Below are 15,319 nucleotides of genomic sequence, written 5' to 3'. Positions count from 1 at the left end.
GTTGTTATATAAATATGGTTTCTTGTTAAATAAGATGAAATATTTTTTAATAAAGATTTGAATTAAAGTGTAAAGGAGGAGATAGTTATTATAAACTACAAGTGGATATTGTGTCCTGTATGTGGAAATAAAACACGATTAAAGATAAGGGAAGATACTGAATTAAAAAAATTCCCCCTCTATTGTCCGAAATGCAGACAAGAAAATTTAATTGAAATAAAGCAGTTCAAAGTAACTGTGATTACAGAGCCAGACGCAAAGACGCAGAGCCGATAAAATGAGATTAATACAATCTCATTTTATCGGCTCTTTCCGTTATGTATGGATTCTTTTAATTAGTCTTCGATGTTTCTTGCTTCGTTGATACCGCTGGCTAAAGATTCCATTAAGGATAGTTCTTTGTCTGTAAAGCTATCCATGTATTTCTCTATCTGTAATCGTCGGGTGCTTTTTACCAAGTTATTAGCAGGTAGGGGTCCCGAGCGCCTACGAGGAATTTGTATCGATAAGAAATAGATTTAAAAATTTCGCTGTTATTTTGTACATTTAACTTGACGGTGACATCTCTCTATTGTGAGTTATTAGTGGTACAGTTTTCAACCGTTTTAATTATAAAAAAGTGGTGCATTTTTAAATTGGCACAAACAGGTAACGGTTATTGCAGGTGTATTTCTTATCTATGGGTTTAACATGGATTTTATCATTAAAATCATGAGTATTGTCCGAGAGTGATTGGTCTTGCGTATGGTTAACCCTAAAGTTATGGAAATAAGACTTAGAAGCAAACTTAAGAGTGTGTTGATAGTGCATTATCTTAAAATTTTGTGTATAATAGGAATTGAAGTTAAATTAGATGCTAAAAATTTGTAATTAAGAAGGAGGGATTCGTCATGTTGGTATTCCAAATGCGTAATGTAGATAAAACATCTACTGTTTTGAAACAGACTAAAAACAGTGATTACGCAGATAAATAAATACGTTAGATTAATTCCTACCAGTGACTAATCTTATGACTTTTTAAACAGATAACTAAAATTACAAACAAATCGTTTAACTTCTGTATTTATTTACAGATGTAATCACTTCAGGAGTGATTACATGAACAAAAATATAAAATATTCTCAAAACTTTTTAACGAGTGAAAAAGTACTCAACCAAATAATAAAACAATTGAATTTAAAAGAAACCGATACCGTTTACGAAATTGGAACAGGTAAAGGGCATTTAACGACGAAACTGGCTAAAATAAGTAAACAGGTAACGTCTATTGAATTAGACAGTCATCTATTCAACTTATCGTCAGAAAAATTAAAACTGAACATTCGTGTCACTTTAATTCACCAAGATATTCTACAGTTTCAATTCCCTAACAAACAGAGGTATAAAATTGTTGGGAATATTCCTTACCATTTAAGCACACAAATTATTAAAAAAGTGGTTTTTGAAAGCCATGCGTCTGACATCTATCTGATTGTTGAAGAAGGATTCTACAAGCGTACCTTGGATATTCACCGAACACTAGGGTTGCTCTTGCACACTCAAGTCTCGATTCAGCAATTGCTTAAGCTGCCAGCGGAATGCTTTCATCCTAAACCAAAAGTAAACAGTGTCTTAATAAAACTTACCCGCCATACCACAGATGTTCCAGATAAATATTGGAAGCTATATACGTACTTTGTTTCAAAATGGGTCAATCGAGAATATCGTCAACTGTTTACTAAAAATCAGTTTCATCAAGCAATGAAACACGCCAAAGTAAACAATTTAAGTACCGTTACTTATGAGCAAGTATTGTCTATTTTTAATAGTTATCTATTATTTAACGGGAGGAAATAATTCTATGAGTCGCTTTTGTAAATTTGGAAAGTTACACGTTACTAAAGGGAATGTAGATAAATTATTAGGTATACTACTGACAGCTTCCAAGGAGCTAAAGAGGTCCCTAGCGCCTACGGGGAATTTGTATCGATAAGGAATAGATTTAAAAATTTCGCTGTTATTTTGTACAATAAGGATAAATTTGAATGGTACCATAAACGACCGTTTATGGTACCTTTTCATTTTCCTGCTTTTTCTAAATGTTTTTTAAGTAAATCAAGTACCAAAATCCGTTCCTTTTTCATAGTTCCTATATAGTTATACTTAATGAGTTATGGTACATTTAAATTATAAAATTAAGGAGGTTTTTTTATGATTTTTGGCTATGCTCGAGTGAGTACGGATGATCAAAATCTTAGTTTACAAATTGATGCACTTACTCATTATGGAATTGATAAATTATTTCAAGAAAAAGTAACTGGTGCGAAAAAAGACCGACCGCAATTAGAAGAAATGATCAACCTACTACGTGAAGGAGATTCTGTTGTCATTTACAAGTTAGATCGAATTTCACGATCAACTAAACATTTGATTGAACTTTCTGAATTATTTGAAGAACTTAGTGTCAATTTTATATCTATTCAAGATAACGTAGATACTTCAACGTCTATGGGAAGATTCTTTTTCCGAGTTATGGCTAGTTTAGCAGAACTGGAACGGGATATTATTATTGAACGAACTAACTCTGGTCTTAAGGCAGCCAGAGTCCGAGGAAAAAAAGGGGGCCGTCCAAGTAAAGGTAAGCTATCAATTGATTTAGCTTTAAAAATGTATGACAGCAAAGAGTATTCTATTCGTCAAATTCTTGATGCCTCTAAATTAAGCAAAACAACCTTTTACCGTTACCTCAATAAAAGGAATGCTTAAGATATGGCTATGAAAAGAATTTTAACTACTTCACAGCGTGAACAACTTCTTTCTGTAGACCACTTATCAGAAGAGGATTTTAAAGCGTATTTTAGTTTTTCTGATTATGATCTGGAGGTTATTAATCAACACCGTGGAAAGGTCAATAAACTAGGATTTGCGATACAACTTTGTTTGGCCCGGTATCCTGGGTGTTCTTTAAGTAATTGGCCGATTAAATCAACCAGACTAACTTCTTATGTGAGTCGACAGCTCCATCTTGATGCAATTGATTTAAATTCATATGATCATAGAAATACACGTGCAAATCACTTCAACGAGATCTTAGAAGTATTCAACTATCATCGATTCGGTAGTGCTAATACACAAAAACAGTTAATAGAATATTTAATTGAACTAGCTTTAGAAAATGATGACTCTATCTATCTAATGAAAAAAACAATTGATTTCTTAACTCGAAAAAGAATTATTTTTCCATCTATAGCTACACTTGAAGACATTATAAGCCGCTGTCGAGATAAAGCAGAAAACAACTTATTTTCAATATTACTCTGTTCATTAACAGATATACAAATTGAAAAACTAGAGAGTTTGTTTCAAATTTATGAAGAGACGAAAATAACTAAACTCGCTTGGCTAAAAGACATTCCAGGTAAGGCAAATCCAGAAAGCTTTATGAGTATTTGTAAAAAAGTGGAAGTGATTGCTTCCATGGGACTCGGGACAATTAATGTCTCCCATATTAATCGGAACAGGTTTCTTCAGCTAGCTAGACTAGGGGAAAATTATGATGCATATGACTTCTCCCGTTTTGAGCTTGAAAAAAGATACTCTTTACTTATTGCTTTTTTAGTCAATCATCATCAATATCTGATCGATCAACTGATTGAGATTAATGACCGCATTTTAGCAAGTATTAAACGCAAAGGGACACGTGATTCACAAGAACAGTTAAAAGAAAAAGGAAAATTGGCTACTAAAAAATTGGAACATTATGCTTCTTTAATTGATGCTCTTCACTTTGCAAAAGATAATGATAGTAATCCTTTTGACGAAATTGAACGAATCATGCCTTGGGAAGATTTAGTACAAGATGGAGAAGAAGCTAAAAAAATTACAGGTAATAAAAATCATGGCTATTTAGAAATGGTTCGAAATAAAGCTAATTACCTCCGAAGATACACGCCAATGTTATTGAGGACCCTTTCGTTCAAAGCAACTCCGGCAGCAAATCCAGTCCTCATGGCCCTAACTCAACTAACTGATTTACACAATAGTGGTAAAAGAAAAATACCGGCAGATACTTCTACTGATTTTGTGAGTAAAAAATGGAAAAGCCTTGTTCGGCCAGAAGAGGGGAAAATAGATCGGTCTTACTATGAGTTAGTAGCTTTCACCGAGCTAAAGAACAATATTCGATCAGGAGATATTTCAGTTGAAGGAAGTATGATCCATCGAAATATTGATGATTACTTAGTTGATTTATCTGCTTGTATTGATTCAGAAACTATTCCAGACACGTTTGAGGACTATTTAAAGGATCGGGAAATAATTTTAGATTTACAGCTTCAATTTTATTCGACAGTTGATAAGAGAATTTCAAGAGCAAACCTTAAAAAGTTGGAAAAAGTTACACCTAGCGAAGCAGAAATATATAGAAAAAAACTTTATTCAATAATTCCTAAGATAAGGCTTAGTGATCTTTTAATTGAGGTGGACAGTTGGACCAACTTTTCACAAGAATTTAGTCATGATTCTACAGGGAAACCGCCGAGTGAACAAGAAAGAAAAATTATTTTTGCTGCTTTGCTGGGTTTAGGGATGAATATTGGTCTTGAAAAAATGGCCCAATCAACTCCTGGAATTTCTTATTCTCAGTTAGCCAATGCCAAACAATGGCGCTTTTATAAAGAAGCTCTGACTCGTGCTCAATCTGTTTTGGTTAATTATCAGTTAAAGCTTCCTGTTGCAGACTTTTGGGGTGAAGGAAAAACCACTGCTTCAGACGGAATGCGCGTCCCAGTGGGCGTCTCAGCTCTAAAATCCGATGTTAATCCACATTACAAAAGTATGGAAAAAGGAGCTACAATGATTCGATCAATAAATGATAGGCATACGACTCATCATATCGAGGTTGCTTCAACTAATACAAGGGAAGCTACTCATACCCTTGATGGCCTACTTTATCATGAAACAGATCTAGATATTGAGGAACATTTTACTGATACAAATGGGTATTCTGATCAGGTGTTTGGAATGACCGCATTACTAGGCTTTGATTTTGAACCTCGCATCAGAAATATAAAAAAATCACAATTATTTTCTATCAAATCACCTTCCTACTACCCTAACTTATCAGAAGATATAAGCGGAAAAATCAATGTAAAAATTATTGAAGAAAACTATGATGAAATTAAACGAATCGCCTATTCGATTCAAACAGGAAAAGTATCTAGTTCTTTACTATTAGGAAAGCTAGGCTCATACGCACGTAAGAATAGAGTAGCTCTTGCACTGAGAGAACTAGGTCGCATTGAAAAGAGCATTTTTATGATAGATTATATTACAGATAGTGAGCTACGGCGAAGGATCACTCATGGACTAAATAAGACAGAAGCGATTAATGCTTTAGCTAGAGAACTATTTTTTGGGCGACGCGGAAAATTTATGGAGCGCGATATTCGCCGACAACTTCAAAGTGCTAGTGCGCTTAATGTGTTAATAAATGCAATAAGTATATGGAACGCCGTCTACTTACAAGCAGCTTATAATTATCTCGTCAAAATAGATCCCGAAGTAACTAAGTATATGAAGCATGTATCTCCTATTAATTGGGAGCATATCACTTTTCTTGGAGAGTATAAATTTGACTTGTTATCTATTCCTAAACACTTAAGAGAATTGAATATAAAAAATAAATAGGCCTTGAAACATTGGTTTAGTGGGAATTTGTACCCCCTATCGATACAAATTCCCACTAAGCGCTCGGGACCCCAGGTAAGAAAAATTCATCAACGGAAACATGAAGTAACGATACAAGGTCATAAAGAACTTGTATGCTGGGGTGTTGCCCTTTATTTTCAATATTAGTTAAGTACCGTGGGTCAATTTCAATCAATGCTCCCACTTGTTCACGAGTTAAACCTCGTTTCAATCGAGCTTCTTTAATGGCTAAACCAAAGGCTCTAAAATCATATTTATCTTCTTTTTTACGCATAGTAGACCACCTCTATACATTTTATTGTTCCTACTGAATTAAAAACAGGTATAGAAAAACGTGTTATATGGTTTATAGGTTTATATTTAATAAAAAGCACTACTAAACGCCAATAAAAAAAACCGTTATATGGTAGTGCTATTTACGCTGTTAAAATATTGTATATTACTTCCAAATGGCGGTTTGTTGGAGGTCAACGTCGCCATGAAGTACATCATATACAATAAATTTCCTTACATTGGGTTCTTGTCAAAAAAAGTCGTCTATCTGCAATAGATAAGTACGTCCACCAATGTGGTTTTATAAATCATATAGATAGAATAACAGAAGCATGTAAACAGAGAAATAAATCTGTTTATATGCTTTTTTGGCTATTCAGAACTTTTTTACAAAGTTTATTTATCAGTAATGCAACAAATCCCCCTTTCACATTGGGACTAAGAGTGAAAGGAGATAAACGAGCAAGGCTCACTTCCTTTCCTAGACAGAAAGGGGGTGAGAAACATGAAACCATCTTCTTTTCAGACCACAATAGAAAATCAGTTTGACTATATCTGTAAACGTGCTATGGAAGACGAGCGAAAGAATTATATGCTTTATCTTTCAAGGATTGCAAAGCGTGAGGTGTCCTTTTCGGATGTTGGCGATTATCTTGTTAGCCAGTTTGCGACAACAGATAACTATTCAACTGACTTTCAGATTTTTACACTCAATGGGTTATCAGTAGGCGTTGAAAATGATTTATTGAGTGAAGCATTACGTGAGTTGCCAGACAAGAAACGTGAAATTCTACTGCTGTTTTACTTTATGGACATGAGCGATTCAGAAATTGCAGACCTGTTGAAATTGAACCGTTCTACTGTCTATCGGCATAGAACCAGTGGACTAGCCTTAATCAAAAAGTTTATGGAGGAATTTGAAGAATGAAAACACAATATCCTATGATTCCCTTTCCTCTCATTGTAAAGGCAACAGATGGCGATACAGAAGCGATTAACCAGATTCTACATCATTACAGAGGGTACATAACGAAGCGTTCCCTACGACTTATGAAAGATGAATATGGCAATCAAAGTATGGTCGTTGATGAAGTCTTACGTGGAAGAATGGAAACCAGACTGATTACAAAGATTTTGTCATTTGAAATTAAGTAATATCCTCTCTCCTTTCGTGGAAGCGTGCTAAACCATTCCACGCTTCCCGAACAGGGAGGTTTGTTATTCCACCAAAGCATATTGAGCTTTCAATGTGTTTTGATAGGCTAACGAGCCATTGTTCTTTGAAAACTGAATAAAAGTAATCGAATACGTTTCGATAAGAAAAGAGCCAACGGAACTAACCGCCATGACCTATCTTATAAAGATAGCGAGCGATTCATGTTAGTGATCCGAGAAGCAATCTTTAGCAGGATTGCCTGCAACGACATTCTTATCGTGATAATGATACTCCCATACAGTCAATAGTCCGAGCGTGATAAAACCGTCGCAGGCAATGAGTATGGCTACATGAGAACCATGCAGGGGTGGAACTCCCGTGAGCTTTGCTAAAGCTGTTCGATTGCTGGTAAAACAACTTTTATGAAATCCAAATAAGTGATTTGGAAAGGAGGATTTTATGAAGCAGACTGACATTCCTATTTGGGAACGTTATACCCTAACCATTGAAGAAGCGTCAAAATATTTTCGTATTGGCGAAAACAAGCTACGACGCTTGGCAGAGGAAAATAAAAATGCAAATTGGCTGATTATGAATGGCAATCGTATTCAGATTAAACGAAAACAATTTGAAAAAATTATAGATACATTGGACGCAATCTAGCGTCGCCAAAGGGTCTTGTATATGATAAAATAGTATTAAGTCGTATCAAGGCTCTTTCCATAAAGGAAAGGAGCAAATGCCATGTCAGAAAAAAGACGTGACAATAAAGGTCGAATCTTAAAGACTGGAGAGAGCCAACGAAAAGACGGAAGATACTTATACAAATATATAGATTCATTTGGAGAACCGCAATTTGTTTACTCGTGGAAACTTGTGGCTACAGACCGAGTACCAGCAGGAAAGCGTGATTGTATCTCACTTAGAGAGAAAATCGCAGAGTTACAGAAAGACATTCATGATGGTATTGATGTTGTAGGAAAGAAAATGACACTCTGCCAGCTTTACGCAAAACAGAACGCTCAAAGACCAAAGGTTAGAAAAAACACTGAAACTGGACGCAAATATCTTATGGATATTTTGAAGAAAGACAAGTTAGGTGTAAGAAGTATTGACAGTATTAAGCCATCAGACGCTAAAGAATGGGCTATTAGAATGAGTGAAAATGGTTATGCTTATCAAACCATCAATAACTACAAACGTTCTTTAAAGGCTTCATTCTATATTGCTATACAAGATGATTGTGTTCGGAAGAATCCATTTGACTTTCAACTGAAAGCAGTTCTTGATGATGATACTGTCCCTAAGACCGTACTAACAGAAGAACAGGAAGAAAAACTGTTAGCCTTTGCAAAAGCTGATAAAACCTACAGCAAAAATTATGATGAAATTCTGATACTCTTAAAAACAGGTCTTCGTATTTCAGAGTTTGGTGGTTTGACACTTCCAGATTTAGATTTTGAGAATCGTCTTGTCAATATAGACCATCAGCTATTGAGAGATACTGAAATTGGGTACTACATTGAAACACCAAAGACCAAAAGTGGCGAACGTCAAGTTCCTATGGTTGAAGAAGCCTATCAAGCATTTAAGCGAGTGTTAGCGAATCGAAAGAATGATAAGCGTGTTGAGATTGATGGATATAGTGATTTCCTCTTTCTTAATAGAAAGAACTATCCAAAAGTGGCAAGTGATTACAACGGCATGATGAAAGGTCTTGTTAAGAAATACAATAAGTATAACGAGGATAAATTGCCACACATCACTCCACATAGTTTGCGACATACATTCTGTACCAACTATGCAAATGCAGGAATGAATCCAAAGGCATTACAGTACATTATGGGACATGCTAATATAGCCATGACGCTGAACTATTACGCACATGCAACATTCGATTCTGCAATGGCAGAAATGAAACGCTTGAATAAAGAGAAGCAACAGGAGCGTCTTGTTGCTTAGTAGTACAAATGAATTTACTACTTATTTACCACTTCTGACAGCTAAGACATGAGGAAATATGCAAAGAAACGTGAAGTATCTTCCTACAGTAAAAATACTCGAAAGCACATAGAATAAGGCTTTACGAGCATTTAAGAAAATATAAAAAGATAATTAGAAATTTATACTTTGTTTAATGGAAAAAGAGTAGATCATAGGAAAGAGTTGGGAAACCAGCTCTTTTTTGAAAACAAATCTTCATTTTGAAAATCATCAAAAAAATGGTATAATGGTAGGAAAAGATTCGGCTAACAGTAATAGTGCTTTTAGAATAAGAGGGTAAGCAACCCTATAATCAAGATAAACTAAGATTTTGGAGGAAAAATGAGTAATATTAGTTTAACAACACTTGGTGGTGTACGTGAAAATGGGAAAAATATGTACATTGCTGAAATTGGAGAGTCCATTTTTGTTTTGAATGCAGGGTTAAAATATCCCGAAAATGAACAATTAGGGGTCGATGTGGTGATTCCAAAGATGGACTACCTTTTTGAAAATAAAGATCGAATTGCTGGGGTATTTTTAACTCACGGACATGCAGATGCTATTGGTGCTCTGCCTTATCTCTTGGCTGAAGCCAAGGTACCTGTATTTGGCTCTGAGTTGACCATTGAGTTGGCAAAACTCTTTGTCAAAGGAAATGACGCAGTCAAGAAATTTAATGATTTTCATGTTATTGATGAAGATACGGAGATTGATTTTGGTGGGACAGTGGTTTCCTTCTTCCCTACGACTTACTCCGTTCCAGAGAGCCTGGGAATTGTCTTGAAGACAGCTGAAGGGAGCATCGTTTATACAGGTGACTTCAAATTTGACCAGACAGCTAGTGAATCCTATGCGACAGACTTCGCTCGTTTGGCAGAAATCGGTCGTGACGGCGTCCTGGCTCTCCTCAGTGATTCGGCCAATGCGGACAGCAATATTCAGGTGGCTAGTGAAAGTGAAGTTAGAGATGAAATTACCCAAACCATTGCTGACTGGGAAGGTCGTATCATCGTTGCAGCTGTTTCCAGTAACCTTTCTCGTATCCAGCAGATTTTTGACGCTGCGGATAAAACAGGTCGACGTATCGTCTTGACAGGATTTGATATTGAAAATATCGTCCGCACAGCGATTCGTCTCAAGAAGTTGTCTTTAGCCAACGAAATTCTCTTGATTAAGCCGAAAGATATGTCTCGCTTTGAAGACCATGAGTTGATTATTCTTGAGACAGGTCGTATGGGTGAACCTATCAATGGACTTCGTAAGATGTCGATTGGTCGCCATCGTTATGTAGAAATCAAGGATGGGGACCTGGTCTATATTGCTACGGCTCCGTCTATTGCTAAAGAAGCCTTCGTTGCGCGTGTGGAAAATATGATTTATCAGGCAGGAGGGGTTGTCAAATTGATTACCCAAAGTTTACATGTATCAGGGCACGGAAATGCGCGTGATTTGCAGTTGATGATCAATCTCTTGCAACCTAAGTATCTCTTCCCAATTCAAGGGGAATACCGCGAGTTGGATGCCCATGCTAAGGCTGCTATGGCAGTAGGTATGTTGCCAGAACGCATTTTCATCCCTAAAAAGGGAACCAGCATGGCTTATGAGAATGGGGACTTTGTCCCGGCTGGCGCAGTTTCAGCAGGGGATGTCTTGATTGACGGGAATGCTATCGGTGATGTTGGAAATGTGGTTCTTCGTGATCGTAAGGTCTTGTCAGAAGATGGAATTTTCATCGTCGCAATCACCGTTAACCGTCGTGAGAAGAAAATTGTGGCCAAGGCTCGTGTTCACACGCGTGGATTTGTTTATCTCAAGAAGAGTCGCGATATTCTCCGTGAAAGTTCAGAATTGATTAATCAAACGGTAGAAGACTATCTTCAAGGAGATGACTTTGACTGGGCAGACCTTAAAGGGAAGGTTCGTGATAATCTTACCAAGTATCTCTTTGACCAAACCAAACGTCGTCCAGCTATTTTACCAGTAGTCATGGAAGCAAAATAATCGTTGAAATAAACAGGGAGAAAGTCGAGTTTCGGCTTTTTCTTATAGAAAAATAGAGGAAAAATTATGGCAGTAATGAAAATCGAGTATTACTCACAAGTTTTGGATATGGAGTGGGGAGTGAATGTTCTTTACCCCGATGCCAATCGAGTGGAAGAACCAGATTGTAAAGATATTCCCGTCTTGTACCTCTTGCATGGGATGTCTGGCAACCATAATAGCTGGCTCAAGCGGACCAATGTAGAACGCTTGCTTCGAGGAACCAATCTCATCGTTGTCATGCCTAATACCAGCAACGGTTGGTACACCGATACCCAATATGGTTTTGACTATTACACAGCTCTAGCAGAGGAATTGCCAGAGGTTTTAAAACGCTTCTTCCCTAACATGACTAGCAAGCGTGAAAAGACCTTTATCGCTGGTCTCTCTATGGGAGGCTATGGCTGTTTCAAATTGGCTCTTGCTACAAATTGTTTTTCTCATGCAGCTAGTTTTTCAGGTGCTCTTAGCTTTCAAGATTTTTCTCCTGAAAGCCAAGATTTGGGAACACCGGCTTATTGGAGAGGTGTGTTTGGGGAGATTAAAGATTGGACAGCTAGCCCCTATTCTCTTGAAAGTCTGGCTAAAAAATCGGATAAAAAGACCAAGCTCTGGGCTTGGTGTGGCGAGCAGGATTTCTTGTATGAAGCCAATAATCTCGCAGTGAAAAATCTCAAAAAACTAGGTTTTGATGTGACCTATAGCCATAGCGCTGGAACTCACGAGTGGTATTATTGGGAAAAACAATTGGAACGTTTTTTAGCAACCCTACCGATTGATTTCAAATTAGAAGAGAGATTGACTTAGTTTGAACTTCAGCATAGGGGGAGTAGGACTAAAATAAAATATGTTTTCACTAGACTTTTCAAGCGAAAGTAGTAGAATAGTAATAAGATACTGGAGGAAAGAGAGTAGGAAATGTACCGTTATCAAATTGGCATTCCCGCATTAGAATATGATCAGTTTGTCAAAGACCATGAATTAGGCAATGTATTACAAAGCAGTGCTTGGGAGGAAGTTAAGTCTGACTGGGAACATGAGAAGTTTGGTGTTTACAGGGAAGAAAAATTACTGGCGACAGCTAGTATTTTGATTAGAGCTCTTCCGCTAGGCTATAAAATGTTTTACGTCCCAAGAGGACCCATATTGGATTATGGGGATACGGAACTTTTGAGTTTTGTCATTCAGTCCATTAAGTCTTATGCTCGCAGTAAGAGAGCGGTTTTTGTGACTTTCGATCCAAGTATTTGTCTATCTCAACATTTGGTTAATCAAGATAAAACAGAATATCCTGAAAAACTTTCTATTGTTGAGATTTTAGGGCAATTAGGAGTGAAGTGGTCTGGGCGGACAACCGAAATGGATGACACCATTCAGCCTCGTATTCAGGCGAAAATATATAAAGAAAATTTTGAAGAAGATAAACTTTCTAAATCAACAAAACAGGCTATTCGAACAGCACGGAATAAGGGGGTAGAGATTCAATTTGGCGGAACTGAATTATTGGAGTCTTTTTCCTTTTTGATGAAAAAAACCGAGAAGCGGAAAGAGATTCATTTGAGGAATGAAGCCTATTATAAAAAATTGTTAGATAATTTTAAGGACAAGGCCTACATCACCTTGGCAACCTTGGATGTCTCTAAACGTTCGCAAGAATTAGAAGAACAGTTGGCGAAAAATAGAGCCTTGGAAGAGACCTTTACTGAGTCGACTCGCACTTCAAAAGTAGAAGCGCAGAAGAAGGAAAAAGAACGTTTGTTAGAGGAATTGACTTTCCTGCAGGAATATATAGATGCAGGTCAAGCGAGAGTTCCCTTAGCGGCTACTTTGAGTTTGGAATTTGGTACTACCTCTGTCAATCTATATGCTGGTATGGATGATGCTTTTAAACGTTACAATGCTCCGATTTTAACTTGGTATGAAACGGCTCGCTATACCTTTGAGCGAGGTATGGTCTGGCAAAATTTAGGTGGTGTTGAAAACTCTCTCAATGGTGGTCTTTATCATTTTAAGGAAAAATTTAATCCAACGATTGAAGAATATTTGGGTGAATTTACAATGCCCACTCATCCTCTCTATCCTCTGTTAAGACTTGCTCTTGATTTCCGTAAAACATTAAGAAAAAAACATAGAAAGTAAGTATATGGCACTAATTACACTCACGAAAGAAGAGTTTCAGGCTTATTCTGATCAGGTTTCTTCTCGTTCCTTTATGCAATCTGTCCAGATGGGGGATTTGCTAGAAAAAAGAGGGGCTCGAATTGTTTATCTTGCTTTGAAACAAGAAGGAGAGATTCAAGTTGCAGCTCTGGTTTATAGCTTGCCCATGCTGGGTGGTCTGCATATGGAGATCAATTCGGGGCCGATTTATACCCAACAAGATGCTCTTCCAGTTTTTTATGCGGAGTTAAAAGAATATGCCAAGCAAAATGGTGTATTAGAGTTGCTTGTAAAACCTTATGAAACTTATCAAACTTTTGATAGCCAAGGTAATTCAATAGATGCTGAGAAAAAAAGTATGATTCAAGGTTTGACTGATTTAGGTTATCAATTTGATGGATTGACAACGGGTTATCCAGGTGGAGAGCCGGATTGGTTATATTATAAGGATTTGACAGAATTAACTGAAAAGAACTTGCTTAAAAGTTTTAGCAAAAAAGGGAAACCCTTGGTGAAAAAGGCTGAAACCTTTGGCATTCGGTTGAAAAAGTTAAAACGTGAAGAGTTATCAATTTTTAAGAACATCACAAAAGAAACCTCTGAACGTAGAGAATATAGTGATAAAAGTTTAGAATACTATGAGCATTTTTATGATGCTTTTGGAGAACAAGCGGAGTTTCTCATAGCAAGCTTAAATTTTTCGGACTATATGAGCAAATTGCAAGGTGAACAAAGTAAACTAGAAGAAATCTTGGATAAGTTGCGACTTGATTTGAGTAAAAATCCTCATTCTGAGAAAAAACAAAATCAACTGAGAGAATATTCTAGTCAATTTGAAACGTTTGAAGTTCGAAAAGCAGAAGCGCGAGACTTGATTGAAAAATATGGAGAAGAAGATATTGTTTTAGCCGGGAGTTTATTTGTTTATATGCCTCAGGAAACGACTTACCTCTTTAGTGGTTCCTACACTGAGTTTAATAAGTTCTATGCCCCTGCACTGCTTCAAAAATATATTATGTTGGAAAGCATAAAACGTGGAATACCTAAATATAACTTCCTAGGGATTCAAGGGATTTTTGATGGAAGTGATGGTGTTTTGCGTTTTAAACAAAATTTTAATGGCTATATTGTACGTAAAGCAGGAACTTTCCGTTATCATCCATCGCCTTTAAAATACAAAACTATCCAGTTATTCAAAAAAATATTAGGACGTTAAGATGAAAAAGCTAGTATTTAGTTTTCTTTCAGCTTGTTTTAGTAAAATAGTCTTTATTTGCTAGAAAGGTGGAAGGATATGCGCTGGCTTTTTCGTTTGATAGGGGCTTTCTTTTCTTTTGTGTGGCGTTTGTTTTGGCGCCTGGTTTGGATAGTTGTTTTCTTATGCGCTCTTGCTTTTGGTTTTCTCTGGTATCTGAACGGTGATTTTCAAGGTGCGCTGAAGCAAGCAGAACGGTCAGTCAAGATTGGTCAACAAAGTATCGACCAATGGGAAAAAACAGGGCAACTGCCTAAGTTGAACCAGACAGATAGCCATCAACATTCTGAAGGAAGGTGGCCGCAGGCTTCTGCTCGTATTTACTTGGATCCCCAGATGGATTCACGCTTTCAAGAAGCTTATTTAGAAGCAATCCAGAATTGGAATCAAACTGGTGCTTTTAATTTTGAACTCGTGACTGAGGCCAGCAAGGCAGATATTACGGCTACGGAGATGAACGATGGAAACACTCCTGTGGCAGGAGAGGCGGAAAGTCAGACCAATCTCTTAACAGGGCAATTCTTATCCGTAACGGTGCGGTTGAATCACTATTATCTGTCCAATCCTAACTATGGCTATTCATATGAGCGCATTGTCCATACGGCAGAACATGAGTTGGGGCATGCGATTGGCTTGGACCATACAGATGAGAAGTCTGTGATGCAACCTGCAGGTTCCTTTTATGGTATTCAGGAAGAGGATGTTGAAAGACTTCGAAAATTATATGAGACCAATGAGTAGGGGACTATCTTTCCCTACTT

At 36.9% G+C, this 15,319-nt stretch carries 15 protein-coding genes and 3 pseudogenes; 15 read left to right on the top strand and 3 right to left on the bottom strand.

Translation table 11 applies throughout. The features are described from left to right. The first annotated feature begins 108 nt into the window (after positions 1 to 108). Entirely contained in the window at positions 109 to 276 is a 168-nt protein-coding gene (locus HT679_RS07500; protein WP_000336323.1) for a cysteine-rich KTR domain-containing protein, read from the top strand. Positions 277 to 335: 59 nt separating this feature from the next. On the opposite strand, the pseudogene HT679_RS07495 reads toward HT679_RS07500, so the two are convergent. After that, positions 336 to 473: pseudogene (locus tag HT679_RS07495) on the bottom strand (XRE family transcriptional regulator); the annotation flags it as partial. A 283-nt stretch (positions 474 to 756) separates the two neighbouring features. On the opposite strand from HT679_RS07495, the pseudogene HT679_RS11585 reads away from it, so the two are divergent. The 5 genes and pseudogenes from HT679_RS11585 to HT679_RS07475 form a co-directional block, all read left to right on the top strand. Further along, positions 757 to 842, top strand: a pseudogene (locus HT679_RS11585) (MLS leader peptide); the annotation flags it as partial. A 48-nt stretch (positions 843 to 890) separates the two neighbouring features. Further along, positions 891 to 974: a 23S rRNA methyltransferase attenuation leader peptide gene (locus HT679_RS07490; protein WP_001814874.1), complete on the top strand. Its 84-nt coding sequence runs from the start codon at positions 891 to 893 to the stop codon at positions 972 to 974. A gap of 124 nt (positions 975 to 1,098) precedes the next feature. Beyond that, entirely contained in the window at positions 1,099 to 1,836 is a 738-nt protein-coding gene (erm(B), locus tag HT679_RS07485; protein ID WP_001038790.1) for a 23S rRNA (adenine(2058)-N(6))-methyltransferase Erm(B), read from the top strand. A 354-nt stretch (positions 1,837 to 2,190) separates the two neighbouring features. Further along, positions 2,191 to 2,745, top strand: a complete 555-nt coding sequence (locus HT679_RS07480) for a recombinase family protein (protein ID WP_000576156.1) — start codon at positions 2,191 to 2,193, stop codon at positions 2,743 to 2,745. 3 nt (positions 2,746 to 2,748) lie between these two features. Further along, on the top strand, positions 2,749 to 5,667 hold the full coding sequence (locus tag HT679_RS07475; protein WP_001240982.1) for a Tn3 family transposase: 2,919 nt from the start codon (positions 2,749 to 2,751) through the stop codon (positions 5,665 to 5,667). 73 nt (positions 5,668 to 5,740) lie between these two features. Here the strand turns inward: HT679_RS07475 and HT679_RS07470 are convergent. After that, a pseudogene (locus HT679_RS07470) lies at positions 5,741 to 5,962 on the bottom strand (helix-turn-helix transcriptional regulator); the annotation flags it as partial. Positions 5,963 to 6,466: 504 nt separating this feature from the next. Between HT679_RS07470 and HT679_RS07465 the strand changes: the two are divergent. Further along, positions 6,467 to 6,889 (top strand): sigma-70 family RNA polymerase sigma factor, encoded by a 423-nt coding sequence (locus tag HT679_RS07465; RefSeq protein WP_000804885.1) that lies wholly within the window; start codon positions 6,467 to 6,469, stop codon positions 6,887 to 6,889. Further along, positions 6,886 to 7,116, top strand: a complete 231-nt coding sequence (locus HT679_RS07460; RefSeq protein WP_000857133.1) for a helix-turn-helix domain-containing protein — start codon at positions 6,886 to 6,888, stop codon at positions 7,114 to 7,116. Before HT679_RS07465 ends, HT679_RS07460 begins: the two co-directional genes overlap by 4 nt. A 225-nt stretch (positions 7,117 to 7,341) precedes the next feature. Here HT679_RS07460 and HT679_RS11400 read toward each other — a convergent pair whose 3' ends face one another. After that, positions 7,342 to 7,593 carry a hypothetical protein gene (locus HT679_RS11400; RefSeq protein ID WP_001845478.1) on the bottom strand — a complete coding sequence of 84 codons (252 nt, stop codon included), beginning with the start codon at positions 7,591 to 7,593 and terminating at the stop codon, positions 7,342 to 7,344. Here HT679_RS11400 and HT679_RS07455 point away from each other — a divergent pair. The 7 genes from HT679_RS07455 (at position 7,577) to HT679_RS07425 (ending at position 15,299) form a co-directional block, all read left to right on the top strand. Next, the gene (locus HT679_RS07455) at positions 7,577 to 7,780 is read left to right on the top strand and encodes an excisionase (protein ID WP_000814511.1); all 204 of its coding nucleotides are present in this window, start codon (positions 7,577 to 7,579) and stop codon (positions 7,778 to 7,780) included. The two genes, HT679_RS11400 and HT679_RS07455, sit on opposite strands and share 17 nt — an antisense overlap. Positions 7,781 to 7,861: 81 nt before the next feature. Beyond that, a complete protein-coding gene (locus tag HT679_RS07450) occupies positions 7,862 to 9,079 on the top strand; it encodes a tyrosine-type recombinase/integrase (protein ID WP_001291561.1) in 1,218 nt (405 codons plus the stop codon). Positions 9,080 to 9,442: 363 nt separating this feature from the next. Further along, a complete protein-coding gene (locus HT679_RS07445; protein ID WP_000065626.1) occupies positions 9,443 to 11,104 on the top strand; it encodes a ribonuclease J in 1,662 nt (553 codons plus the stop codon). A gap of 66 nt (positions 11,105 to 11,170) precedes the next feature. Then, entirely contained in the window at positions 11,171 to 11,950 is a 780-nt protein-coding gene (locus HT679_RS07440) for an alpha/beta hydrolase family protein (RefSeq protein ID WP_050083937.1), read from the top strand. A gap of 111 nt (positions 11,951 to 12,061) precedes the next feature. Continuing rightward, positions 12,062 to 13,282 (top strand): aminoacyltransferase, encoded by a 1,221-nt coding sequence (locus HT679_RS07435; RefSeq protein WP_050111454.1) that lies wholly within the window; start codon positions 12,062 to 12,064, stop codon positions 13,280 to 13,282. A 4-nt stretch (positions 13,283 to 13,286) separates the two neighbouring features. After that, the gene (murN, locus tag HT679_RS07430) at positions 13,287 to 14,519 is read left to right on the top strand and encodes a peptidoglycan bridge formation alanyltransferase MurN (protein ID WP_049513187.1); all 1,233 of its coding nucleotides are present in this window, start codon (positions 13,287 to 13,289) and stop codon (positions 14,517 to 14,519) included. Between the two features lie 78 nt (positions 14,520 to 14,597). Next, complete coding sequence (locus HT679_RS07425) at positions 14,598 to 15,299, top strand: M57 family metalloprotease (protein ID WP_049513189.1); 702 nt, start codon at positions 14,598 to 14,600, stop codon at positions 15,297 to 15,299. Positions 15,300 to 15,319: the final 20 nt, after the last annotated feature.

The organism is Streptococcus sp. 4886 (assembly GCF_013276485.1).
Lineage (GTDB): Bacteria > Bacillota > Bacilli > Lactobacillales > Streptococcaceae > Streptococcus.
The sequence above is the reverse complement of the archived record's forward strand: the minus strand, read 5'-3'. Positions and strand labels throughout refer to the sequence as shown.

Coding starts and splice junctions, on each gene's coding strand:
- murN (WP_049513187.1), top strand. CDS start 13,287: ATGGCACTAATTACACTCACGAAAGAAGAGTTTCAGGCTTATTCTGAT.
- HT679_RS07460 (WP_000857133.1), top strand. CDS start 6,886: ATGAAAACACAATATCCTATGATTCCCTTTCCTCTCATTGTAAAGGCA.
- HT679_RS07440 (WP_050083937.1), top strand. CDS start 11,171: ATGGCAGTAATGAAAATCGAGTATTACTCACAAGTTTTGGATATGGAG.
- HT679_RS07465 (WP_000804885.1), top strand. CDS start 6,467: ATGAAACCATCTTCTTTTCAGACCACAATAGAAAATCAGTTTGACTAT.
- HT679_RS07455 (WP_000814511.1), top strand. CDS start 7,577: ATGAAGCAGACTGACATTCCTATTTGGGAACGTTATACCCTAACCATT.
- HT679_RS07475 (WP_001240982.1), top strand. CDS start 2,749: ATGGCTATGAAAAGAATTTTAACTACTTCACAGCGTGAACAACTTCTT.
- HT679_RS11400 (WP_001845478.1), bottom strand. CDS start 7,593: ATGTCAGTCTGCTTCATAAAATCCTCCTTTCCAAATCACTTATTTGGA.
- HT679_RS07435 (WP_050111454.1), top strand. CDS start 12,062: ATGTACCGTTATCAAATTGGCATTCCCGCATTAGAATATGATCAGTTT.
- HT679_RS07450 (WP_001291561.1), top strand. CDS start 7,862: ATGTCAGAAAAAAGACGTGACAATAAAGGTCGAATCTTAAAGACTGGA.
- HT679_RS07480 (WP_000576156.1), top strand. CDS start 2,191: ATGATTTTTGGCTATGCTCGAGTGAGTACGGATGATCAAAATCTTAGT.
- HT679_RS07490 (WP_001814874.1), top strand. CDS start 891: ATGTTGGTATTCCAAATGCGTAATGTAGATAAAACATCTACTGTTTTG.
- HT679_RS07445 (WP_000065626.1), top strand. CDS start 9,443: ATGAGTAATATTAGTTTAACAACACTTGGTGGTGTACGTGAAAATGGG.
- HT679_RS07425 (WP_049513189.1), top strand. CDS start 14,598: ATGCGCTGGCTTTTTCGTTTGATAGGGGCTTTCTTTTCTTTTGTGTGG.